Source organism: Paenibacillus thermotolerans (assembly GCF_028745515.1).
GTDB lineage: Bacteria > Bacillota > Bacilli > Paenibacillales > YIM-B00363 > Paenibacillus_AE > Paenibacillus_AE thermotolerans.
On record NZ_JAQZSG010000035.1, the window covers coordinates 25,460 to 48,797 of the forward strand.

18 protein-coding genes are annotated in these 23,338 nt (G+C 53.2%); 11 read left to right on the plus strand and 7 right to left on the minus strand.

All coding sequences use genetic code 11. The features are described from left to right. Positions 1 to 211: 211 nt before the first annotated feature. From PT964_RS21900 to PT964_RS21910, 3 genes are all read right to left on the minus strand, one after another. Positions 212 to 1,294 carry a phosphodiester glycosidase family protein gene (locus PT964_RS21900; protein WP_274365493.1) on the minus strand — a complete coding sequence of 361 codons (1,083 nt, stop codon included), beginning with the start codon at positions 1,292 to 1,294 and terminating at the stop codon, positions 212 to 214. A 68-nt stretch (positions 1,295 to 1,362) separates the two neighbouring features. Continuing rightward, positions 1,363 to 3,177, minus strand: coding sequence for a putative bifunctional diguanylate cyclase/phosphodiesterase (locus tag PT964_RS21905; RefSeq protein WP_274365494.1), 1,815 nt, complete (start codon positions 3,175 to 3,177; stop codon positions 1,363 to 1,365). A gap of 104 nt (positions 3,178 to 3,281) precedes the next feature. Next, positions 3,282 to 4,151, minus strand: a complete 870-nt coding sequence (locus PT964_RS21910) for an AraC family transcriptional regulator (RefSeq protein ID WP_274365495.1) — start codon at positions 4,149 to 4,151, stop codon at positions 3,282 to 3,284. Positions 4,152 to 4,323: 172 nt separating this feature from the next. On the opposite strand from PT964_RS21910, the gene melA reads away from it, so the two are divergent. From melA to PT964_RS21930, 4 genes are all read left to right on the plus strand, one after another. Then, positions 4,324 to 5,622, plus strand: a complete 1,299-nt coding sequence (gene melA / locus PT964_RS21915) for an alpha-glucosidase/alpha-galactosidase (RefSeq protein WP_274365496.1) — start codon at positions 4,324 to 4,326, stop codon at positions 5,620 to 5,622. A 198-nt stretch (positions 5,623 to 5,820) separates the two neighbouring features. Beyond that, complete coding sequence (gene racE / locus PT964_RS21920; RefSeq protein ID WP_274365497.1) at positions 5,821 to 6,636, plus strand: glutamate racemase; 816 nt, start codon at positions 5,821 to 5,823, stop codon at positions 6,634 to 6,636. Between the two features lie 115 nt (positions 6,637 to 6,751). Beyond that, positions 6,752 to 7,009, plus strand: a complete 258-nt coding sequence (locus PT964_RS21925) for a hypothetical protein (RefSeq protein ID WP_274365498.1) — start codon at positions 6,752 to 6,754, stop codon at positions 7,007 to 7,009. Between the two features lie 28 nt (positions 7,010 to 7,037). Further along, positions 7,038 to 7,340, plus strand: a complete 303-nt coding sequence (locus PT964_RS21930; RefSeq protein ID WP_274365499.1) for a HesB/IscA family protein — start codon at positions 7,038 to 7,040, stop codon at positions 7,338 to 7,340. A gap of 86 nt (positions 7,341 to 7,426) precedes the next feature. On the opposite strand, the gene PT964_RS26615 is transcribed toward PT964_RS21930, so the two are convergent. Further along, the gene (locus PT964_RS26615) at positions 7,427 to 8,182 is read right to left on the minus strand and encodes a response regulator (RefSeq protein WP_425262784.1); all 756 of its coding nucleotides are present in this window, start codon (positions 8,180 to 8,182) and stop codon (positions 7,427 to 7,429) included. A 22-nt stretch (positions 8,183 to 8,204) separates the two neighbouring features. Then, positions 8,205 to 11,042, minus strand: a complete 2,838-nt coding sequence (locus PT964_RS21940) for an ATP-binding protein (protein ID WP_274365500.1) — start codon at positions 11,040 to 11,042, stop codon at positions 8,205 to 8,207. A 241-nt stretch (positions 11,043 to 11,283) separates the two neighbouring features. On the opposite strand from PT964_RS21940, the gene PT964_RS21945 reads away from it, so the two are divergent. Both PT964_RS21945 and PT964_RS21950 read left to right on the plus strand, forming a co-directional pair. After that, positions 11,284 to 11,916 (plus strand): O-methyltransferase, encoded by a 633-nt coding sequence (locus PT964_RS21945; protein ID WP_274365501.1) that lies wholly within the window; start codon positions 11,284 to 11,286, stop codon positions 11,914 to 11,916. Positions 11,917 to 12,555: 639 nt separating this feature from the next. Continuing rightward, positions 12,556 to 13,329 (plus strand): IS1595 family transposase, encoded by a 774-nt coding sequence (locus PT964_RS21950; RefSeq protein WP_274365502.1) that lies wholly within the window; start codon positions 12,556 to 12,558, stop codon positions 13,327 to 13,329. Here the strand turns inward: PT964_RS21950 and PT964_RS21955 are convergent. Further along, entirely contained in the window at positions 13,324 to 14,532 is a 1,209-nt protein-coding gene (locus PT964_RS21955; RefSeq protein ID WP_274365503.1) for an MFS transporter, read from the minus strand. The two genes, PT964_RS21950 and PT964_RS21955, sit on opposite strands and share 6 nt — an antisense overlap. 133 nt (positions 14,533 to 14,665) lie before the next feature. On the opposite strand from PT964_RS21955, the gene PT964_RS21960 reads away from it, so the two are divergent. The 3 genes from PT964_RS21960 to PT964_RS21970 all read left to right on the plus strand — a co-directional run bounded on the left by PT964_RS21960 (position 14,666) and on the right by PT964_RS21970 (position 17,547). Further along, a complete protein-coding gene (locus tag PT964_RS21960; protein WP_274365504.1) occupies positions 14,666 to 15,418 on the plus strand; it encodes a spore coat protein in 753 nt (250 codons plus the stop codon). A gap of 110 nt (positions 15,419 to 15,528) precedes the next feature. Continuing rightward, positions 15,529 to 16,860 carry a CapA family protein gene (locus tag PT964_RS21965; protein ID WP_274365505.1) on the plus strand — a complete coding sequence of 444 codons (1,332 nt, stop codon included), beginning with the start codon at positions 15,529 to 15,531 and terminating at the stop codon, positions 16,858 to 16,860. Between the two features lie 57 nt (positions 16,861 to 16,917). Beyond that, on the plus strand, positions 16,918 to 17,547 hold the full coding sequence (locus tag PT964_RS21970; RefSeq protein ID WP_274365506.1) for a fumarylacetoacetate hydrolase family protein: 630 nt from the start codon (positions 16,918 to 16,920) through the stop codon (positions 17,545 to 17,547). A 17-nt stretch (positions 17,548 to 17,564) separates the two neighbouring features. Here the strand turns inward: PT964_RS21970 and PT964_RS21975 are convergent, their stop codons facing one another. After that, positions 17,565 to 18,746 carry an HD domain-containing phosphohydrolase gene (locus tag PT964_RS21975; protein ID WP_274365507.1) on the minus strand — a complete coding sequence of 394 codons (1,182 nt, stop codon included), beginning with the start codon at positions 18,744 to 18,746 and terminating at the stop codon, positions 17,565 to 17,567. A gap of 206 nt (positions 18,747 to 18,952) precedes the next feature. Between PT964_RS21975 and PT964_RS21980 the strand changes: the two genes are divergently transcribed. Together PT964_RS21980 and PT964_RS21985 are read left to right on the plus strand one after the other, a co-directional pair. Beyond that, positions 18,953 to 19,540 carry a guanylate kinase gene (locus PT964_RS21980; protein WP_274365508.1) on the plus strand — a complete coding sequence of 196 codons (588 nt, stop codon included), beginning with the start codon at positions 18,953 to 18,955 and terminating at the stop codon, positions 19,538 to 19,540. Positions 19,541 to 19,759: 219 nt separating this feature from the next. Continuing rightward, a complete protein-coding gene (locus PT964_RS21985) occupies positions 19,760 to 23,251 on the plus strand; it encodes an S-layer homology domain-containing protein (protein WP_274365509.1) in 3,492 nt (1,163 codons plus the stop codon). Positions 23,252 to 23,338: the final 87 nt, after the last annotated feature.

A 23,338-nucleotide genomic window follows, 5' to 3' on the forward strand; every position in this document is an offset into this window, starting at 1 on the left:
TTGCGTTAATAAATGGATTTGGGAGAAAATCCTTGGTTGATTCCATAACTGGAGTTGGGACAGGTTCCGCGCTTCCGGTGTCAAGTATATAAAAGAGTTGTGGGATAGGTTCCGCGGTTACGTACATAAATGGGTATGGGAGAGGGTCAAAAATCGCTCCGGGGCCATTTATCTGCATGTTCATGGTAAAGATGCCCCCGCTTTGGCCGCATCACCATTTTGCCGGGTCGAAGTGCTCCATATCGAGTCCTTCCCAAATGTTGCCGATCGTGACGCCGTCAGGATGCTTGAATACGAGAAATGCCGTAGGCAAGTATCGTTCCCCTTGCTTGCTCGCCGGTTTATTCACGACGGTATATCCGGCCTCGTCATCCGCCGATCGCGTGACAAGCACGGTGGAGGCGCCGCCGTCCAGGTTGGCGGCGACAACCGCGCCGCGCTCGAGGAACAGCTCCTGTACGTCGTACAGCGTGGCGCCGATACTGTGCGTCTGGCGTCCGTCGATGACGGCAAACAGGACGGTGCCGTCTCCGGTTTGCGCAATGGCGGTGCGGGGGGCGATGCCCCAACCGTCCTCGTCGTTTTTGACGAGGCCTTTGCCGTTGACGATGAGCCGGGGGCGGAAGCTGACCGCTTCCTTCAGTCCCAGTCCGGCGATTTCGGCCGCCGTGTATTGTCCGGCAATCATTGAGCCTTCGAAGGTAAAGCCGATTATATCGATTTTTTCTCCCGGCTTGGAATCATTGTAGTATGTTTCGCCGTTCGTGATGACGATGCCCTTCGGCTTAAAGCCGTTGCCGGACCAGTTCGGATCGGAGAACGCGCCGCCGTTCACGCCGGCCTCCGCTCCGAGTCGCAAGAGCATGGAGCTCACGGTTTCCCCGCGTCCCGTTCGGTTCGGGATGCCGATTCGAATGCTCTTAGGGTCCGGGACGATAAGCAGATGTCCTTCCCACCCTTCGCCCGAAATCGGTTCGATCCGGTACAGCGGCTCCTCCGCATCGCTCTTCGTCTCAGACTTCGGCTCGGCATCTACGACAACGGGCCGGAGCTTTTCTTGGGCCATCGCGTCGAACCGGTTCTCATATTGCTCCAGGCGCCGTTGAAGCGCATTTTCCCCGATCAAATATTTCGCCCATTCGCGATGCTGCGTCGAAATGAGCGTGTCGACCGCAAGCAGCTTAAGCCGATGGCCGGAAGGGGTATATGTAAGCCAGGCCGCCCCGAGCAGGATAATGATCGCAGCCATCATCAATGAAAGCTTCAATCGGTGAAGCCATCGATGTCGTTTCAAAATAAAAAACTCCTCTGCATCCCGGTTGTCTATGTATTAAACGCCGGGAAGCGCAGAGAAGTTGCTTTTTATGCGTTGAGATTCGATTTTCGGATTAAGGCTTCAAATTCGTTCGGGGGAAGCGGCTTACTGTATATATAACCTTGTACCTCGTTACAGCCGCGTTCTCTTAAGAAATTGAGCTGCTCCTCCGTTTCCACTCCTTCCGCCAGCGAACGCATCTTCATCTGCTGGCTCATGGCAATCAGGGCGGTGACGATCGCAGCATTGTCCTCATCCGTCGTTACGTCCCGAATGAAGGAGCGGTCGATTTTCAGCGTGTGCACTCGAAACCTTTTCAAATAATTAAGGGAAGAGTACCCGGTGCCGAAGTCGTCGATCGAAATATGCACGCCGATTTTCTTTAATTCGTCGATCGTCTCCATCACAAAGCCGACGTTCTTCATCGCAACGGTTTCCGTAATTTCTAGGCAGAGCGCCTGCGGATTCAAGTCGTTGTCTGCCAAGGCGTCGCGGATCGATTGGACAAAATCGGGGTGCTGGAACTGCTGCATGGAAATATTAACGGCGACGCACAGATTAAATCCTTTGGTTTGCCATTCCTTGTTTTGTCGGCACGCTTCGCGAAGCACCCAGTTGCCGATCGGGATGATCAGACCTGTTTCCTCGGCAATCGGGATGAAATCTCCGGGCGAAACGAGTCCGAGCTCGCTGTGATGCCAACGGACGAGGGCTTCCATGCCGAAGATGGCTCCGCTTTCCAAGTTGACGAGCGGCTGATAATGGATGATGATCTGTTTTTTGTGAAGGGCCTTGCGCAGATCCGTCTCCAGCTGCAGTCGTTCGAGAGATCGGAAGTTCATTTCCGGATGATAAAATTCGAACGTATCTCCGCCCTTTTCTTTGGCGCGGTACATCGCCGTATCCGCATGCTTGATCAACGTTTCGGCATCCTCGCCGTCCTGGGGGAAGAACGCGGCGCCGATGCTTACGGTGACAAACAGCTCCTTATCGTCGAACAGGAACGGTTGGCTGATCAGGTCGCTAAGCCTGCGGGCATACTCGGCCACATGCGCGGGATTTTCCACATGGGGCAGCAGGACGATAAATTCGTCTCCCGAGAATCGGGCGATCAGCTCTTCTTGTCCGACCATAGAACGCATCTGGATGGATAAAAATCGGAGCATTTCATCGCCGACATGGTGGCCGAGCGTATCGTTGATCACTTTGAACCGGTCCAGGTCGAAAAACATTACTGCCGGCCGTTTCCCGGTACGCCGCGCATCCGCAAAACAGGAGGATAAACGTTCTTTGAACAACAGACGGTTCGGCAAGCCCGTAAGCGGATCGTGAAAGGCAAGGTAGTTGATCTTCTCCTCCACCCGCTTCCGTTCCTCGGAAATTCTCATGGCGGAGTACGATTTCATGAACATCGGGTGCTCCCCGGCTGCGGCCAATTGATCCACCAGTTCATTTAACGGCTCCGAGGATGAGTACATGCCGTCGGTGCGGGAGTCGGAGCTGGTGCGCAGTATTTTCAGCAGATTTTCGATGTGCTGCCTGTGAATGCGTGCCGCCGATGCGGTCTTATCAAGCAGGCCGCCGCCCTCGGAGTCGGTCAAATATATCGTGCCGCGGTCCGGGTCATAGCCCGACACGCGGTTCATATTGACAATGTTATTGCTGTCAAGCATTCGAAAGCCGTCCTCGTACAGCCACTCTTCCACCGCGTCGAACGACGTATTCAAGTAATATTTGTCAAAGGCCGTGTGGACGATATATTCGTTTTCGCGGACTTTGTCGATTTTTACAACTTGTGACGAGTCGATCGTTATGACGTCGCCGTTTCTCTTATCGCGGGTAACAGGTATTCTTTGCGTCATGCTTCAAGGACCAACTCCGATTTCGGGAAATGAGTCTATTCACCCACTTTCCATTGTAACAAGTTATGAAAAGAAAAGTTATAGTAAACTTGTCCTGTTTATCATCAATTTTCGACATTTTTTTGCATATTGATTGATCGCTGTCGATATTCGGTCGGAGACAAGCCGAATCGCCTCTTAAATTGCTTCGAAAAGTAAAGAGGGTCGGAGAAACCGATGCTTGCCGCAATATGCTCGACCGTCAGCGGCTGGTGCAGGAGCTCCTTGGCGCGCTCCATCCGTACCTGCAGCAAAAATTGCTGAGGAGACATGCCGACCGCGTTTCGAAACAGCTTGGAAAAGTAGGTGCGGTGGTAGCCCAAGTCTTTGGCCAGCTGGCTGATCGATTTTTGCTGCGAATATTGCAGCGAAAACCATTGAACCGCGCGCTCCACTTGGATTTCGGCATCGGACCATTTGCGCATCGGCTCGGGAACGGGAGGCTTAAGGCGCAGCCATTCGGCCATCAGCAGGCGAAGGTAGCCTCCGGATCGCACGTCGGCCGCGGCACCGATCTCCGACGAAAGACTTAAATAAACGGCGTAGATGAGGGAGGCGATTTTTTTGTTCGGCTTGCCGTTGCCGTGAATGATAGGCCGATCCGTCGAAACGCCGAGACGGTCCATCCATTTGGCCGCCATCGGTCCGCGGAAGGCGACCCAGCAATATTGCCACGGCTCCCGTTCGTCGGAGCAATATTCGGAGAGCGCATCTTGGAAAATAAAAAAGGTGTCCCCGGCTGCCAGCGGCTGCATTCCGTCCGCTGACCGGCACCAGCCTTTTCCGGACAGCACATAGTGAACAAGATAATAATCAAGCACCTGAGGGCCGACGTGATGCAAAGGCAAAGTCCGCTCCTGTCCTGAAAATAAAACTACAATTTCTCCATCCCCCGGACTTCCGTTCATTGCGATTTCAACCGTTTCTCTCCACATTCCGATGCCCCCTATTTACAATTACGATTGCATCATATCAAAATCTCTCTCGGAAAAAAACTACAAAAGTACATGTTCAAACAACGAGTCTCCATAGGCACAAGCCGCAAAAACGGATAAAGTTGGGGGTGTGAGGAAGCGTTTTCGCGTTCTATTTCAAAGGAGGATCACCATGTCTAAAATTACGTTTTTAGGTGCAGGAAGTACGGTATTCGCAAGAAACGTTCTCGGCGATGTCATGTGTGTCCCGTCTTTACAAGGCTTTGAGCTGGCGCTGTTCGACATTGATCCGGAGCGGCTGAAGGATTCGGAGATGATGCTGAACAATTTGAGAAACACGCTCGGCAGTACGTGCCGAATCGTTGCCTACAGCGATCGGAAAGAGGCTTTGCGGGGCGCTAAATATGTAGTCAATGCAATTCAGGTCGGCGGCTACGATCCGTGTACGATAACAGACTTCGAGGTGCCGAAAAAATACGGGCTTCGCCAAACGATCGCGGATACGATCGGCATCGGCGGCATTTTCCGAAATTTGCGGACGATTCCGGTTATGCTCGATTTCGCGCGCGATATGCAAGAGGTGTGCCCGGACGCATGGTTCCTGAACTACACGAATCCGATGGCGGTTCTGACGAATGTGATGAATACATACGGCGGCATTAAGACGGTCGGTCTTTGCCACAGCGTGCAAGCGTGCATTCCGGGATTGTTCCATCACCTCGGCATGGACATGACGGGCGTGAAATCGAAGATCGCCGGCATCAACCATATGGCTTGGCTGCTTGAAGTGACGAAGGACGGCGTCGATTTGTACCCCGAAATCAAGCGCCGCGCCGCGGAGAAGCAGAACGAAAAGCACTACGACATGGTCCGTTACGATATGATGCTGAAGTTCGGTTATTACGTTACGGAATCGTCCGAGCACAATGCGGAATATCATCCGTATTACATTAAGAGCAGGTATCCGGAGCTTATCGAGCGCTTTAATATTCCGCTGGACGAATATCCGCGGCGCTGCGTCAACCAAATCGCCGGCTGGAAGAAGATGCGCGAGGAGCTTGTGAACAACAAGGAGCTGTCGCACCAGCGTTCGCACGAGTACGCGTCTTATATATTCGATGCGATGGAAACGAACGAGCCGTTCAAGATCGGCGGCAACGTTATGAACACGGGACTCATTACGAACTTGCCGAAGGAAGCTTGCGTCGAGGTGCCATGCCTTGTCGACAGAAGCGGCGTAACGCCGACATATGTGGGCGATTTGCCTCCGCAGCTTGCGGCGCTGAACCGGACGAACATCAATACGCAGCTGCTTACCATTGAAGCGGCCATTACGCGCAAGCGCGAGCACATTTATCATGCGGCGTTCCTTGATCCGCACACGGCGGCGGAGCTTTCGCTCGACGATATTGTCTCCCTCTGCGACGATTTGATTGAAGCGCACGGCAGCTGGCTGCCTGAATTCAACTAATAGCTTTGTTGCCCAAGAAGATCCTCCGAAGCGAGGGTCTTCTTTTTTTGTGTGCCCGCTGACTCATTGCTAGTCCAATAGCACAATCGTATAATGAATGCTTAAGGGTTCGTGACCTTTTGCGCAGAAGCTACATATTCTGCATGTGATAAGAAAAGAAGAGGTTCACAATATATTGAACAAAGGAAGCGGTACAGCGTGTCAAACCAGCAGGCCATTGCAGTTTTAGATTCGGGTGTCGGAGGATTGACCGTAGCGAAGGAAATCATGAGGCAGCTTCCTCAAGAACAAATCATTTATTTCGGGGACACCGCTCGGGCTCCGTACGGCCCTCGGCCGGCGCACGAGGTTGAGCGATTTACCGAGGAAATCGTTCGTTACTTACAGCATTTCGATCCGAAAATGATCGTCATCGCATGCAATACGGCAACGGCCGTCGCACTCGATACGATTCGCTCGGCAGTGGATGTTCCGGTGCTCGGAGTCATAACGCCGGGCGCCAGAGCGGCACTGAAGGTGACGCGCAGCGGCGAAATCGGCGTCATCGGCACAGAGGGCACGATTCGCAGCGGAGCGTACGAAGCTGCGCTGCGGCGCATCGCGCCGGGCGTAAGGGTTGTTTCTCAAGCGTGCCCGGCCTTCGCTCCGATGGTAGAGAGCGGGGAATATCGCACCGGCGGCGCGCGAGATACCGTATGTAATTCGCTAAAGGGCATTAAGGACGAATCGATCGATACGTTGATTTTAGGCTGCACGCATTATCCGTTTTTGACGGATTTGATCCAAGAATGCATGGGGCCGGGCGTAACGCTCATCTCCTCCGCCGACCAAACGGCTCGGGACGTCAGTACGCTGCTTTATCATAACGGGCTGCTCGCATCCTCAGAAAAGACCCCGGTCCATCACTTTTTCTGCAGCGGGGACGAAGAGATGTTCAAGGCGATCGCGGAAGAATGGCTGGGCGATATGATTCGAACTTCCCCTGTCATATGGCAGATGCCCAGTTTTCTTTAATCGGCGGGACTGATAGAATAGAATGAAGATTCGTTACAGCGAAAAAAACGGTATGACGGATTGCCCGTAAGGGCAACGCTAAGAGCATACTCTTCTGCCGAGGGGGCCGCTCTTAATGAAAAAATGGTTTTCTTTCACGACGTGGGCGCGCGTTGCGGCCAAAACAGTCGCTTACCTCCGCTCTCCGCTGATTCCGTTATGGGAAAAAGCGCTGCTGCTGGTGCCGGTGGCCGCCTACTGGGTGCTGCCGGATGCGCTGCCCTTCCTTCCGTTTGACGACATTGCCGTAACCGTTATTTTGGTCAATTGGTTTATCGGGCGAATCGAAAAGAAATATCCTGCCGTGAAGGCGGACAAGCGTTACATAAAATGATTCCGCTAAGGAGAAAAGGAGCAAAACCATGAAGTGTAAAATTACCCGCAACGCAGCGAAAATTTTGCTGAAGGAGCTTGAAGGAGAAGAAAACAAAGACATGAAGCTCCGCGTGTACGTAACTCATGCGCACGGAGATCATGCCCATTACGGCCTTGGCATTGACGCGCCGACGGACGAGGATGAGGTCGTATCCACTGACAAAGGGATCGACGTCATTATGAAGAAAGGCGACGAATTTTTGGACGGGGTCATTATCGACTACTTGTACACCCCGCAAGAAGGATTCGTCATTACGAATCCATCAAAGGGAAATCACGGCGAGCATTAAACTCCGCCGACGCGTCCGCGCATGCTTTCTCCCGGGAAAGCGCGCGGACGATTTTTTTGCCCGGAGTATTCACCCGAGGGCGGCCGTTACAGAACGACTTGAGCGAGGTCGGTATAGACGGTTCCGAACAACTGGCTGTCCTGAGACTTCAGCTTCGAGATGAGAAGCTTGCTGTTCGACACGGCTTTGGCCGTTCCTCCTGCCTTAACGATGCTTTGCACGTATCCGGTAATGCGCTCGAGCGCTTCCTCCGACAGCTCGTCGGCTCCCATAAAGTGAAACACGACTTTAAGCGGTTTAATAAACTGGAAGCCGTTTACCGCCCCGCCTAGCGAATCCAAATCGCTTGAACCGACACCGGCGCGAAGCGTTACGATAAATACGCCGTTTTTGTTGATGATCTCAAAGGAAGGTTCCCGGGAGTCTGCAGTCGATTCCGGCTCGGCTTTCGCGGCCTCATCCTTTTTCTCCTCTTCATCCGGGGCGTTAAGCACTTGATTGATCGTATGGAGCACTTTTTCCGCCGTGATCGGCTTTAATATGTAATGCTTCGCACCGTTCTGGATCGCCTCGAACACCATGCTGCGCTGGTCGAGCGCGCTGATCATAATGATACTGGCCTGCGGGTACGAAGCGATAATTTTTTTAACGGCGTCGATGCCGCTCATGACCGGCATCGTAATATCCATCGTGACGATGTCGGGTAGAAGCTTTGCATATTCCTTGTACGCCTCAATTCCGTTCGCCGCCTCCGCAACGACCTGATGGCCGGCCTCCGTGAGCAGCATCCGCAAATTTCTGCGCATCAATATCGAATCGTCAACAATCAGTACAGTAGCCATTGTGATTTTTTCCACCTTTGATTTATTTTTTAATAATGCCGATCGTAACCGTTCCGTGCTCTCCCGCCAAATCGCAGGCCCATACTTCCGATTCCGCGACCTTTACGGACGCGCCTTCCGTGAAAACCGTCATCGGAGGGTCGATATTCATGTAAGATTCCAGCCCCTGGAACGTTTGCAGCGAATTTCCGATGATGATGTTCGCCGCTTCCGCCAGCGTATCCTCCATGAGCGCGTCCGCTTCCTCCGGCGTCACTTCGCCGTAAGCCATGCGCTTCATCAGCGTCTCAGAAGCGTACTCATCCATCGTGAGCACGAACATCCCTTCGAAAGCGCCTTGAACGCCGATGAACGAGGTCACATTGTGCAGCAAAATTTTTTCGGTCGGCTCTTTACGGATGACGCTCCGTTCGGGGAACTCCATTCCCGTAGCCTCCAGGAAGAAATGCTGCGCTTTGTTTGCGAGCGGCTCGAGCAAGGATCCGACGGAGATGCACGGCATGTCCTCCGGACGGTCGTAGGGGAGCCGAATGGCAAACACGGTGCCTTTTCCCGGGGAGGATTCCACCGCCATCGTTCCCCCCAGCCTCTCCGCTTCATAAAGCACGGACGATAAGCCGACGCCTCGTCCGGACAGCTCCGTCACCTCGTCCTTAGACGATATTTCACCCAAGAACACTAGCTTGAGCGCCTCGTCCTCGGTCAACCGCTCCAGCTCTTCCGGCTGCATGACGCCTTTTTCCAAAGCTTTGCGTTTCACCTTATCCACATCGATGCCGCGGCCGTCGTCCGAGATCGTAATCGAGAGCTCGTTCTCGTTAAGCTCGACCCGGCAGCGGATTTCGCCCCACTCGTCCTTGCCTGCGGCTGCGCGCTCGTCGGGCGGTTCGATGCCGTGATCGACAGCGTTGCGGAACACATGAACGATCGAGCGGACGAGCGGCTGATACGGCTCGCCGTCAATGAGAAAATCGCCGCCTTCGATTTCGAAAGGCTTCAGCATCCTGTCCAATCGCTCGGCCATTCCCGCCACATAATCGGGGTAGGCGACCAGCATTTCTTTAAAAGGTTTGAATCGGAGCTTGCGCAGCTCCGGCAAAAGCAGCAAGCAATCCGCTTTGGAAAGCGTCGACACCATTTTGCGTTCGAGTTCCAGGAGCTTCGAGCGGTCGACGATCAGCATGCGCTCTTGCTCGAAGAAGGCGTCTCCCAATATCGAACGGAGCACCTCTTGCTCCTCGCGCAGCCATCCGCCCATCCGCAGCTCGCCGACGATCCGTGCGATTTCTGGGGCGGGGCGCAGCTCCGCTTCCTTGCTAAGGCGCGAAATGAGCGATTCCGCCTCATGAAGCCGTTCGGCCATCCGAATCATGCCGAGCTGGGCGAAGCTTCCTTTGAACGTATGTAAATTGCGGAACAGATCGAACAGCGCATTTTTGAGCCGCTCCCCCGTTAAGGCGGGGTCGAGACCTTCCGCGCACCATTCTTCGAACGATTGCACGACGGAGGCGTAATCGTTGTAATTGACGACGACCTTCACGACCATCTGGAGCGTGTTTCGCTCCTCCTCCATGCGGTTTTGCAGCTGCCTTTTCTCCGTAATGTCCGTAAGAATAACCATGCATCTTTCCGCTTCCGAACCGGCGTCGCCGTCGGCCGGAATCATCTTGTATTCCACTTGGACGTGTCTTTCTCCGATTCGGGTCTCGTCCGGAAGGAGCGGCATGTACACGTTTCTTTTCCCGGCGTCGGTTTCCTGAAACAGCTTGACGAGAAGTCGCTCTACAAAAATCCGCTGCTCGTCGTCCGCTCCCGCCAGCAGCTCCGGGAAGGAGCGGCCGGCGATCGATCCGCCGTACAACCGGGTGCATTCGGCGCTAAATTCGTCGTCGACGGTAAGACTGGGGCCGAACGTAAGAAACCCCTGCCGTGCGTTATCGAGGAGATTTCGTACGCTTTTTTCCTTCTGCAGCAGCAGGCTTTGCGCGAGCTGGAGCTGCTGCTTGGAGCGGACAAGCTCTTCGTTCTGCGCTTCCAATTCGTCGTTCTGGTCCTCCAGCGTCGACTTTTGCCGCTGCATCTGCTCGGCGTACCGCTGCATATTGTCCATAATGCGGTTCGTCGAGTCCATCAGCGATTCCATCTCGCGAAGCGGCCGTTTCAGCACGATCTTCGCATCCAGCGATTTCTCCAAATCTTCTTCGGCGAGAGCTTTCACCTTTTGCTCAAGCTGCAATATAGGAGTAATAATCGGAACAGTAAACAGGGCGCTCATGATCCGGGTAAGCAAGAGGGCGAACATGAATAAAAGGAACACGACGATAAGCAGCCCAAATGTCAATGCAACCGGAAGCATCGGGTTGATGCCGACCATAATGGAGCCGATTTCGTTGCCGTCCGCATCGGTAATCGAGTGGACGGTTTCGATTTTGTAATACTCGAACAGCTTGCCGATCAAGCCTTCCGCAGGCATGCTGATCGAGGAAATGTTGGAATACAGCACATCGCTGCCCAGCAGCACCTGCACATAGACGGCGTCCTCCTGGACAGGAGCGCCTTGAATCGCTCCGTCTTCCTCCGTAAAGGAGTACGACCACGACAGCTGCTCCACCTTCGTGATATGCTCGATTCTATCGCGAACCCACTTCATGGCTTCCGTGTCGGAGCTGTCGAGCTCGCTCAGCGAGGCCAATCCGAAATGCTCGAGAAATATCGGAGAGCTGAAATCGTTGGCCAGCGACGAACCGAAATGGTTCGAAACCGCATAGGAAACGGGACGAAATATGCCCGCGACCGTGAGCAGTAATATACAACTAAAAAGAAGGATATTAATAAATGAGGAAAAATGGATGTTCCGCACAATACGCTTCCTAAGCGTGCGGCGGTTTTTTCGTTTCGGTTTCTGGGTCTCGGGGAGGGGGCTCGGTCGGATGGCTTGATTCATTTTGTCGCGATCACCTGTTTTTCTAGGAAATTAGCATCATTTAGCAATCTAGCACCTATTATAGCAAATTATTTAATGGGAAGAATGATTGAGTAGGAAAAGCTTGTTTCGTGTAAAATGGTACTGAAAAACATTACTTAGTGCGGAGGGGAATCAAATGTCGATGGATGCGGAGCAGTATACGGAATCGTTGCTTCCTTCGGATGCGCAGCTGGACAAAGTGCTCGAGTCGATCCGTGCGAACGGAATGCCGGAAATATCGGTCAAACCGGGATACGGCCGGCTGCTTACTTTGCTTGTAGCCGCTTCGGGGGCGAAACGCGTGCTTGAAATCGGAGCGCTTGGAGGCTATAGCGGCATATGCTTGGCAAGGGGACTGCGGGACGGCGGCGAATTGATTTCGCTGGAGCTGAAGCAAGATTTCGCCGACCTCGCTTACCGGAATTTATCCGAAGCCGGCTTCGGGAGCATGGTCAACTATCGGGTGGGGGAAGCGTTGGACAGCTTGGAGGCTTTGGCGCAGGAAGGGCAGAGGTTCGATTTCTTCTTTATCGATGCTGACAAGGGGAATTATCCGAATTACTTGGAATGGGCGCTGCGGCTTGGGAATCCCGGGGCGATCATTGTCGGAGACAACACCTTGCAAAACGGAAGAGTAATGAATGAAGATGCCCAGTCGCCTTCGGTCGTCGCCATGCGGGAATTCAACGAGCGGATGACATCGGACCCTCGACTTGACGGACTGCTGCTGCCGGCTTACGACGGATTAGCCATTGCGCGCATCAAGTGAATACATAATTTTGCTCCGGAGTTCATCTCGCTCCGGAGTTTTTTATATTCGAAACTATGACAGCCGAAAGAATGCAATGTGATGAGAACCAATCGTGGTGAGGGCCTTATCGCGTTCGTGTTGGGGACCGGATATCGTGTTGGGGACTTTTTGTGTTAAGAGGCTGAAATCGTGTTGGGGACTGTATCGTGTTGTGGACCGAATCGTGTTGAGGACTGAATCGTGTTTGAGGATCGTATCGTGGTGAGGACTGAATCGTGTTTAAGGACCGTATCGTGGTGAGGACTGAATCGATTTGAGGACTGAATCGTGTTGAGGACCGTTTAGTGTTGAGGACTATCCGTGTTGGACCCCTTATCACCATGACTCCGGTAGTCGGATTACCAAAACTTTCATCGTTTTTTTGCCGACAAACCTTGGAACGGTTACGATCCATTCCGGCTCTGGCGTTAACCATTGCATTCAAGTAACAACCGGAGTTATATATATAGTCAACTAACAGAGGAATGTTTCTCTGAGGAGCAACTCTCCAAAGTGAGGGAAAAAAGATTGAAATGGGAACAGGTGTTTGATATAATGTAAAAAAAGGAAGCGCGGAGAAACGGAAAAACGGAAAAACGGAGAAACGGAGGTTTGCTCATGGACAAGGTTGCTGCGTACGTGTTTGCCGGTGCGATCGACGATTGGACGGTGCTTCGAGGCCAATTTGATTTTGAGCGCATTTTTCCGAATGAGGAGGTATGCCGGGCTTATTTGTTCCGCCGGCGCTGGCCGTCCGGCTTTGTTTGCCCCCGCTGTTACGATGTAACCGGCTACGAGCTTCATAACAGGGAGCTTATTGAGTGCGCCAACCGAAAGTGCCGTTATCAAACCTCCATCACTTCCGGAACGATTTTTCACCGCAGCAAATTGCCTCTTCGCATATGGTTTAAAGCGCTCCAGCTGTATACCGGGAAAAACATCTTCTCGCCTTCGGCGTTCAGCAGGCTGCTGAAGGTGTCATATAAGACGGCATGGTCGATGCTGCAAAAGCTGCATGAAGCTTACAAATGTTACGATAGGGAGCAGCTTAGCGAGCTTCATCATCCTCTTGCCGCGGTAATTAACGACCCCGCAGACGAAGAGGATTGCGGGTTAACGGACGAGATTTTGATGGCTCACGAATGCACGGACGGAATCGAGGAAGAGGGAGCTTTGCCGGACGACCCGGAGGAGGCAGCGGCGTTCTCCGCTGCGGGTCTGCTCCTGCAGAAGAAAATAACGAAGGAGGAATGGATGAAGCGGAAATGGATTCGGAAGGTTATGTTTCAAACGCCGGGACGACGTTTGCCGGGATTTTTTCTGTTGTATTTCAATGCGTGTATATGGTCGCCGCCGATCTACCGGATCAATAGGTTTAGCTTTTCCTTATGAAGAGGACACGGAAGCGGAACGATTTCGCAGCGTAAAGTAAGCCCATGTCGCATTCCCGAGCAGTAATATGCATGCGAACAAAAAAATGCCCCGAATGCCGATCATACCTGACATCAAGCCTCCCGCCATAGGGCCGAGAATGTTCCCGAGGCTTAGAAAGCTGCTGTTAAAGCCGAAGGTGCGGCTTTCCATTCCGTCCGGCGTAAATTTGCGCAGTAAAGCATTGACCGAGGGAAGCATGCCGCCCATAAATATGCCCATCACGAAGCGGGAAGCAAGCAGCTGCCACACGTTACTAACGAAGGCTTGGGGAACGAACGCCAGCGCCGAACCGAGCAGGCAAACCGCCAGCACCTTTTCATGCCCTACACGGTCGGCGAACCTCCCCAGCAGCGGGGAAGCGGCCATATTGGCAAAACCCGTTACCGAGCCGACGAGCCCTGAATAAAATGCGAGCATAACTTGTCCATGAAGCTCTTGCACGAACAATGGAATGAGCAGCGCAGAGCTTTGAATGGAAACTTGGATGCCTACGGTAAGAGCGAACAAAGCGGGAAGCTGTCTTGCCTGAACCAGCTTGCGGAAGCTTGCCGTCAGCGACATTTTTGCCGCTGTCCTTGCTTCCTGCTTGTTGAAGTTTTCTTTGACGATCAACATTGCTAATAGCGATGCGATAAATACGAGACTGCCGGTTATGTAGAAAATCGGCCGATAGCCGACCCATTCGGCCAGCAAGCCTCCGATAAACGGTCCCAGAATCGTTCCGGCGACCGCTCCCGATTGCAATGTGCCCATTGCAAAGCCCATCCGTGCCTTTGGAGCGGTAGCGGACATCAGTGCGACCGCGGCTGGGACGTTGCCTGAAATCAGACCGTTAATCATGCGAAGCGCCAGCAGCTGCCAGGCGTTCGTAGCAAATCCCATTAATAGTAAAACAATGGACATTCCGAATCCGGAGCGCAATAGCATGATTTTTCTGCCGTAGCGATCGGCGAGACCACCCCACAGCGGCTGGAAGATGAACGAAGTGATGAAGTTGCTTGCAAATATCGCATTGGCCCACCAAGCTACCGCCTTCGGATCGGTCACGCCCAAATCTTCCTGCAAATATAACGAAATAAACGGTATGATCATCGTCATGCCGGCCATAACGAAAAATTGTCCGAACCATAGCACGGCTAAATTGATTTTCCATCGTTCCATCTGCTCTTCCGCTCCTCTCGTTCTTGTTATTATACACGATTTTGACGAATGCATAATTTTGCTAAAGGCGGGTCACCTTAATGCATGGCAGTACATCCAAGCTTTACCAAACGCATAAGGAGATGACCCATTCATGAAGTTCGGTGCACATGAGGTATTGGAATGCGCTGAGATTTTGCGCGAAAAGACGAATTTGATCAACCATTTCGCTTTATATGAGCAGGAGGCGCAAAACGGGCAGCTTCGTTCGATGATTCGCCACCATATGGAAACCGCTATGATGGCTTACGACGAAATGGTAGGCTATACGCATGACTACAGCGCCAGTCTGGGGATGCAGCCCCCTTTTCCGCAGCCTGATCCGAACATAGAGAGCTTGAAATACGGGTTGAGAAACCCGAAACCGATGGCGCCGCAGCCGACCGGCCGGTTTAACGATTTAATGATTATGAACGCGATGCTTGCATGCCACAAGGCTTCCGCAGAATGCCACATCCAGCGCGGACTGGAGGTATCCGATCCGAATTTGCGCCGGATGTTCTTGAACGGGGCGATTACCTGCTACAACCAAGCCTACGAAGTGTTCTTATTTATGAACCAGCAGGGCACATATCAAGTTCCGTCGATGGACAACCATACGGCGAAAACTTACCTCCACTCTTTCCAACCCATGAATCAGCAAGGCGGAATGGGGGTCGGCATGAATGCAGGAATGAATGCCGGCATGAACGTGGGGGCGAGCGCCGGTATGTCCGCCGGAACGATGGGGACGCATGCCGGTATGTCCGCCGGAACGATGGGAACGCATGCCGGTACGATGGGAACGAACGCCGGCATGCCGGCCGGCGGCAACATGGGAACGGGCATGAATATGGGAACGCATTAAGCTCATTACATTAACGATTCTCGGAAAAGAAGCGTCCCGCAGACGCTTCTTTTTTTGGTATAATGGCGAAAGTATATGGGGAGAGGACACGTACATAAGGGGAATAAACAATGATCCGCAGTCGAACTGAGATAGCGCGAAAGCGCAAACAACAAAGGCGGCGCCGTTTGGCGGCGGCGAACTTGTGTTTATTGGCTGCAATAGCAGCCGTTTTGTTATGGAACGGTTGGTCCACGGGTCAGGGCGGGGACCGCTCCGCCGAGCCGCCGGCCGTCGAACGCACCGATGACGTTCCGGGCGATTCCGCCGGGGTTGGACCCGGAGATGCCGAGGAGTCTGAAAATACGGCCGGACCGGACGATGCGGACGAACCCGCGGACGGTTCTAAAGCGGGCGCCGGGGATGGACAATCATCAGGGGACGTTTCGGACGGGGACGATTCATTAGACGGAGGAGCTTTGGAGGATCGAGCTTCCTCCGTGCGGCTTGCTTTTGTAGGCGATGTTCTGCTAGGCAGCTATGTAGAGACGCTTATGAAACGCAACGGCTTTGAGTACCCGTATTTGCAGGTGAAGCAGCTGCTTCAGGACGCGGACGTGACGGCGGCCAATTTGGAAACGGCGGTCACGGGCGACCGTGAGAAGGCCGGGCTGAAGCAGTACGAATTCCGTAGTCCGCCGGAGGCTCTGCCTGCTTTTGCCGATGCGGGCTTCGATATCGTGACGCTGGCGAACAACCATACGCTCGATTTCGGTCCGGAAGGTCTTCGCGATACGTTTCGGCACTTGAAGGACAACAACATTCAATACGTAGGAGCGGGAGAAAATGCTGAAGAAGCGTTCGCACCCGTATATATCGAGAAGAACGGGCTCACAATCGCTTACCTTGGCCTCAGCCGGGTCGTCCCAAACGTGGATTGGAAGGCGGGTAAAAATAAGCTGGGGGTTGCCGAAACCTACGATTATCGCCGTGCCCTCGAGGAGATCCGGAAGGCGAAGGAGCAGGCGGACTTAGTAGTGGTACTGGCGCATTGGGGCAACGAACGGGAGCTGAATGCGGATCCGCTGAAGCAAACCGATTTGGGTCACCGGTACATCGATGCCGGGGCGGACCTTGTTATCGGTTCGCATCCCCACGTGCTTCAAGGAATTGAGAGCTACAAAGATAAGTGGATCGTGTACAGCTTGGGGAATTTTGTATTTACGACATCCAAGGATCCTTTAACGTACGATTCGGGGATCGTTTACGCCGATTGCGACCGGGCGGGCGCCTGCAGCTTGCAGCTGGTGCCTGTCAAGGCAGATTCGCCGCAGCCGGTGCCGATGGAGGCGGACGACGCTTCCAAAGTCATTGAGCGCGTTTCTTCTCTTTCCGTGAACGCGGTATTGAATGAGGACGGCCGCGTAAGACGAAGCTCGTCCGGTGAAGGAGATGCACGATAATAGTGCTTTGAAGGCAAGTTTGAGAACGGAAATCCGAAAGGAACGTGACATTCGGAAATGAAGCGAGAAGAGTACCGCAATGTGTATTGCGTCGGAAGGAATTACGCCGAGCACGCGAAGGAGCTCGGCAACAGCGTGCCGAAGTCGCCGCTTATTTTTCTGAAGCCGTCCCATGCGATCGTTCCGATGGAAGGCGAGTTGACTCTTCCTGCCGGCGTCGGGGAAATTCATCACGAGGCGGAGCTGGTGCTGCACGTAGCCAAAGCGTACACGCCGGGAGCGCGTGTGGAAGAACTGATCGACCGGATCGGGCTCGGTCTCGATTTCACGCTCCGCGACGTCCAGTCGGAGCTGAAAAAGCAGGGGCAGCCGTGGCTCCCTGCCAAAGGCTTCCGCGGTTCCGCGCCGCTGACCGCGCTGTTTCCGTTCCCCGGAACGGAACGGACGGAGGCCGCCGAGTTCTCGCTGCGCAAGAACGGCGAAACGGTGCAGCGCGGCTTTGCGCGCGACATGATTTTTCCGCTCCGGACGATTATTGATTTTATCGGGAATCAATACGGACTTGGAGCGGGGGACTTGATCTTCACCGGAACTCCGTCCGGTGTCGGCAAGGTCGAGGCGGGCGACCGCCTCGAGCTATATTGGGAAGGCGCCTTGCTGGGCGCCTCTACGGTGCGGCTGCAGTAGCGGCCGCTTTCTTATTTTCACACCGCTTCCTCCGGAAGCAAGTCTCTGTACTCGTCGCGGATGCGGAGAATTTGCGGGAGCTGTTCAAAGAACGCGTCGACGACCTTCGGGTCGAAATGGTGACCGCGCTCCTCTTGAAACAGGTTCAAAATCCGGTCCAGATCCCACGCCTTCTTATATACCCTGTCGCTGGCGAGCGCGTCGAACACGTCGGCGATGGCTGTGATCCGGCCGAAAATATGTATGTCCTCGCCGGAAATTCCTTTCGGATAGCCTTTGCCGTTCCATTTCTCATGGTGCTCGTAAGCGACGATCGCGGCCGTCTTCAGAATGCGGCGGTTCGAATTTTTTAATAAATTGTAGCCGATTTCGGTATGCGTCTTCATAATGTCGTATTCTTCGTCGGTCAGCTTGCCCGGCTTCTTCAGGACGGTGTCCGGTATCGCCACCTTGCCGATGTCGTGCATAGGGGAGGCCATCTTCAGCAAATCGGCATCGTCCTGCGACATGCCTAATCCGAGAGCAAGCACATAGGAGTATTCGGCGACACGTTTGACGTGGTTGCCCGTTTCCTTCGAACGGCTTTCGCCGATTTCGCCCATCGTAAAGATGATTTCCCGCTGGGTCGCTTCGATCTCGTTCGTCAGCATAACGGACTCGATCGATTTGCCCGAATACGATGCGGCCAGCACCAAGTATTCCAGGTCCTTCTCGGAAAATACTTGCTCCACGGTCATTTTGTTGATCGCTTGATAGGCGCCGATCATATGGCCTTCGTTGTTTCGGAACGGAACGACCATTAACGCTTTGGTCCGGTAGCCGGTCCGTTTGTCCACCGAGATGGCGCCGCTTTGCAGCACGTCGTGGTATTCCTCGTTCGTATAGGCGTCGTCGATAAAAATCGGCTCCCCCTTCTCGATGGCCATGCCGACCAAGCCCGATTTGAGAGGGATCCGAATTTCCTTTACGCCATGAGCCACCGTCGTAAACAGCTCCTGCGTGCGTTCGTCGATCAGCCAAACGGAGCAGCGGTCGGCCACAACCATCTCGCGCCCCATGTTCGCCATCAGGATCAGCACGTTATCGAGCGTGCGCTCGTTTCCGATTTTAGCCGTATAATCGAATATGACTTTAAGCATTTGTTCCGGGGTTAAATTTTTTTTAAACCTGGGATACTCCAGTTCATGAGCCTCATGCATAAAAAAATTTCGGCACCTCTCTACCTATTAGTAGTCCGTTCATCGCATCCTTATTTTAGCAGGTCAACCGGTTCATGACGATCATTTTTTCAATTAGAAAAAAATTTTTTGAATATTTAGACTTGTCATTATATGATAATAGGAAGCATAAAATTTTTTTTACGAAACACATTGAACGAGTGAAGAAATGACGGAGGTGGCCTCAAATGGCGGATCGTGCAACTGATAAAAAAATTTTCGTGTACACAGGTCCGGACGGTTCCGGTCGGAAGACAGTGGCGGATGCGGTCGGATTGACATTGGGCTTGCGGAAGGTCATTTCGTACACGACGCGGGCAAAAAGACCGGTAGAGGAAGACGGGCAGGATTATCACTTTTTGTCGAAGGGCGAGTTCGAAGAGGCCGTGTCGCGCGGGGAGTTTGTCGAGTATTTGACGATCGACGGTAACGAGTACGGCATCAAGCAGAAGGACATCGAGGAGCTGTTCGAGAAAGGCAGCGTCTATTTGATCCTGAACCGCCACGGAGCGGACATTCTCCGGAACACTTACGGGGACAGCGTGGTGCGCATATTTATTTATGCGGATCGGAATACGGTGGCGCAGCGGCAGCGGGAATACGGTTTGGACAAAGCGGAGATCGATCGGCACTTGTCGCGGTTTGAGGAAGATATGGCATATGGCGCCTCCTGCGAGCATTCGGTGGAAAACATCGGGGACCTTGGGCATACGGTGTTTCATGTGACGAATTTGTTGGAGGATTATTTGCAGCGGGATTTGGTCGATAAGGATTGATGTTGAAAAACGAATGGCTTGGGTGAATGAGCCCCTTCGGATCCGAAATTCGGATTTGAGGGGGCTTTTTGTGTCTAGCTTTGTAAGTTTTTTGTAAGTCGGCTTAAGTATAGTTCTGGTTGTGAAGGTAACGGAATCGGGTGCTTTGCCGGAGGTGATGTTTTTGAAGTACGCACCCTTATTTTTCCAGAATACCGCGGGGAGGTAAAAAGGTTGATATTGAATGCAATACGACGAAAAATGTGCGCACTGCTTGTCGCAGCATTAATTGTAACCCTGCTTGTTCCAATCCAGGTTTTGGCGGCGGGAGAAAAACCGGTCATTACTAGTATTAGTGAAACGCCGGATCCGAATTATCATATGATCGATTTGTTTTGGAGCAGGGATGATGCCCCGGACTCTTACAAGATATACAGATCGAGCGTCAGCCCTGAGGGTCCGTACGATCTTATAGGCACCACACAATTTAAAGGCTTTGCGGATACGGACTTTTCCGCCGAAACCACTTACTGGTATGTAGTTGCAGCCATTGTCGGTACTGAGGAGTTCCGCTCCGATCCGAAACAATTTGCGACCGGTCCGGGCTTTGAGGATGCATTGCCAGCCGGCACTGTTAGTCTGGAATATTTAGGCCATTCCGCTTTTATTATGTCAACGGCTCAAAATAACATTTTGATAGACCCTTGGACACCGCCGTATTTCGGTTTGCCAAGCATTGACTTGGCGGGCAGAGCGGCGGATATCGATTACATTACGGTCAGTCACCAGCATCTTGACCACAATTATATTGAGGCAGCTCCGGGTGCGCAGCCGATCCTTGGGGTCAAATTCAATGAAAACTATTCTTATGAATTTAACAGCATCACCGATTCGATCTACGGGGATGTTACGATTTCTAATGTTTTGCTCCCGCACTTTGAAACGGATTTCCCTGATCGGGATTATGAACCGAACGCAGGCTTTATTTATGTAACGGGCGGCATGAGAATCGTCCATATGGGCGATGCCTTCGGGCCGATTATCGACGGGTTGACCGAGGCGGAAACATCTTCGTTGAAAGGAACGGGAATCGACATCTTGATGCTCCCCGTGGGGAACGCTTTCGGAGGTGCCCACGACAGTATCAAATTGCTGGACGTTATCAATAAACTAGAACCAAGAGTTGTCATTCCGATTCACCCATGGACGCACAAGCAGCCGTTCCTCAATGCGGCAAAAGCTGCGGGAATAACGGTTGTTGAGAAACAATCGACGGAACGATTTAAGCTGACGGACTTGCCTCCGTCGGGCACCGTCATATGGAACATGCCTGGGAGCATCGTGCCGGAGACGTTGAATGTCGAATCTACCGTACCTGCAGATCATGCTGCAGATGTAGAGACCGATGCGATGATCATTGCTACGTTCAACAGCGAAGTAGCCATGACCGATGCGGACGGCTTGAAGGTTACGGTGTCTGATAGCGTGTACGGACCTAGGGATGCCGTTGCCATCTTAGGCGAAAATCCCCGCCAATTGTTGATTCAAGGCGTTTCGCTGGCAGAAGGAACGGAATATACGGTCAAAATTCCTGCCGGATTCGTTAAGAAAGCCGCAGGGACTGAAGTGAATCCGGTATACAGCTGGAGCTTTACAACGAAGAGCGCTTCAGGGGCACAGGATACCGTACCCCCGACGCTGATCAGCGCCGTAATTGCCGAAGACGGCATGACACTCGCTCTTGGATTTAATGAATCATTAAATAAACATTTTATTTCTGACCCCACGCAGTTCTCTCTAAGCGGCACAGCATCGCATATTGTCGCTGCCATACTCGACCCTGAGGATGATGCGGATCAAACGGTAGTTCTTGTTTTGTCGAGCGCTGTTCGAGCCGGCGAGACGGTAACGGTGTCTATTGCGGAAAACACCTTGAAGGATGCCGCGGACAATGGCAATGCTGCGATAACCGGCTTTGCGGTTAACAATAGGTCCGCCGTAGCCGCGACGACGCACATTTACGGAGATTTCAAGCTTCCGTCCACTGCAAATGCCTCCGATTTCCGAGTGAGGATATTTAAGGGGAGCGCAGTGCCTTCGGGAGAGGCTGGTTCGGTTGCCGATGCCGTGTACGGCGGGGAAAACTCGGGCATTGAAGTAGGCTTCGCTATACGCGAAGTAACCGGATCGACGTATATCCATTTTAGTTTGGACGTTGTACCGGGGACTTACAGTATGTTGATAACCGTACCCGGCTTTCAGAAGAAGCTCGAGGGCCTGCAAGTGCCCCTGGAGCAATATTGGAGCTTTATCCCTGCGAACAGTTTGAAATACACGTACCACGATACACAGATCGCTTATGTAGAGCTTGATCGGATTCAAACGGGGGGCAGTAATCCGCCTTCCACACCGCCGACCGGAAATCCAACGACAGGAACTCCTCCGACAGGAACTCCTCCGTTGGGAGCACAGACCGCTCCTTCGCCGGCTTCCTCCAGTACCGGAGCGGAAGTTACAAAACAAACATTGGAGAATGGGAGACAGGTCGTTAAAGTAACCTTCGATGCTCAAAAGCTCGGTGCTTCTCTCGGTCTACTGAAGGAAAAAGCACAAGGCTCGCAAATTTTAACGATTGATATTACCGAGATCGGGGAGATTACAGCCGTTGAGCTGCCCGCAAGCGAAATTGCTAAAGCGGCAAACGAAACGCCGAACGCCGTCATTTCTATACAAACCGCTTCGGCAAGCTACGAGCTCCCGATCACGCTGCTGGATATTGCGGCAATTGCGCAAGGAATGGGCGTGGAGCTCAAAGATCTGAAGGTGAGCGTCACCATGGAACAGGTTGGCGGCGCGACGGCGGCGGCGCTGCAAAGCAAGGCGGCTGAGAACGGAGTCACGCTGCTTGGCGACGCGATTGAATTCACCATCACCGTTGAAGCGGGCGGCAGCTCCAAGGAAGTAAACGATTTCGGAGGCACCTTCGTTACGCGAACGATTACAATCCCGCAACCGGTCGACGGAGCGACGGCCACCGCCGTAATGTACGATCCGGTAACCGGGGAGATGCGGTTCGTACCGGCGCAGTTCGTAACGGAGAACGGCCGAACGAAGGTCATTATGAAGCGAAACGGCAATTCGATCTACACCGTCGTACAATCGGACAGAACGTACGGCGATATCGGCAGCCATTGGGCGAAGCGGGATATCGAGCTGCTCGCATCCAAGCTGATATTGAGCGGAACGTCGGAGACGGCGTTCGCGCCGAACCGATCGGTTACGCGCGCCGAGTTTGCGGCAATGCTTGTAAGAGCGCTCGGACTTAACGAGAACAAACAAGCTGCTGCGGCGTTCTCGGATGTGTCGTCGGAGCAATGGTTTGCCGGATCGGTCGGCGCAGCGGCCGATGCGGGAATCGTAACCGGATTTGACGGCGGCGTGTTTAAACCGGGTGAGCGCATTACCCGCGAGCAGATGGCGGTTATGATTGCTCGGGCGATTGCTTTCGCAGGCAATCCGGCGGACGCGGCAGGCAAGACCGGCCTCGCGGCAGAATTTAAGGATGGTGCCAACATCAGCAGCTGGGCTCGGCCGGCGGTGCTCCAAGCGGTGCATTCGGGCATCCTGTCCGGCAGACCCGACGGAACGTTCGCACCGGTAGAGGCTGCAACCCGCGCGGAGGCCGCAACGATGCTGAAGCGTCTGCTGACGCACCTGGAATTTATCGATTAATTCATAGCAAAATTATTTCGGAATCGGGAGTTTTTCTCCCGGTTCTTTTTTTTCTACGACTGACCAATTAACTAACAAGGATTTCCA

Excerpts from the sequence above, each read along its gene's own strand:
- PT964_RS26615 (WP_425262784.1), bottom strand. The coding sequence starts at position 8,182 with ATGGCTACTGTACTGATTGTTGACGATTCGATATTGATGCGCAGAAAT.
- PT964_RS21905 (WP_274365494.1), bottom strand. The coding sequence starts at position 3,177 with ATGACGCAAAGAATACCTGTTACCCGCGATAAGAGAAACGGCGACGTC.
- PT964_RS21960 (WP_274365504.1), top strand. The coding sequence starts at position 14,666 with ATGAAGTTCGGTGCACATGAGGTATTGGAATGCGCTGAGATTTTGCGC.
- PT964_RS21925 (WP_274365498.1), top strand. The coding sequence starts at position 6,752 with ATGAAAAAATGGTTTTCTTTCACGACGTGGGCGCGCGTTGCGGCCAAA.
- PT964_RS21930 (WP_274365499.1), top strand. The coding sequence starts at position 7,038 with ATGAAGTGTAAAATTACCCGCAACGCAGCGAAAATTTTGCTGAAGGAG.
- PT964_RS21980 (WP_274365508.1), top strand. The coding sequence starts at position 18,953 with ATGGCGGATCGTGCAACTGATAAAAAAATTTTCGTGTACACAGGTCCG.
- PT964_RS21975 (WP_274365507.1), bottom strand. The coding sequence starts at position 18,746 with ATGCATGAGGCTCATGAACTGGAGTATCCCAGGTTTAAAAAAAATTTA.
- PT964_RS21970 (WP_274365506.1), top strand. The coding sequence starts at position 16,918 with ATGAAGCGAGAAGAGTACCGCAATGTGTATTGCGTCGGAAGGAATTAC.
- melA (WP_274365496.1), top strand. The coding sequence starts at position 4,324 with ATGTCTAAAATTACGTTTTTAGGTGCAGGAAGTACGGTATTCGCAAGA.
- PT964_RS21950 (WP_274365502.1), top strand. The coding sequence starts at position 12,556 with ATGGACAAGGTTGCTGCGTACGTGTTTGCCGGTGCGATCGACGATTGG.
- PT964_RS21945 (WP_274365501.1), top strand. The coding sequence starts at position 11,284 with ATGTCGATGGATGCGGAGCAGTATACGGAATCGTTGCTTCCTTCGGAT.
- PT964_RS21955 (WP_274365503.1), bottom strand. The coding sequence starts at position 14,532 with ATGGAACGATGGAAAATCAATTTAGCCGTGCTATGGTTCGGACAATTT.
- PT964_RS21965 (WP_274365505.1), top strand. The coding sequence starts at position 15,529 with ATGATCCGCAGTCGAACTGAGATAGCGCGAAAGCGCAAACAACAAAGG.
- PT964_RS21910 (WP_274365495.1), bottom strand. The coding sequence starts at position 4,151 with ATGTGGAGAGAAACGGTTGAAATCGCAATGAACGGAAGTCCGGGGGAT.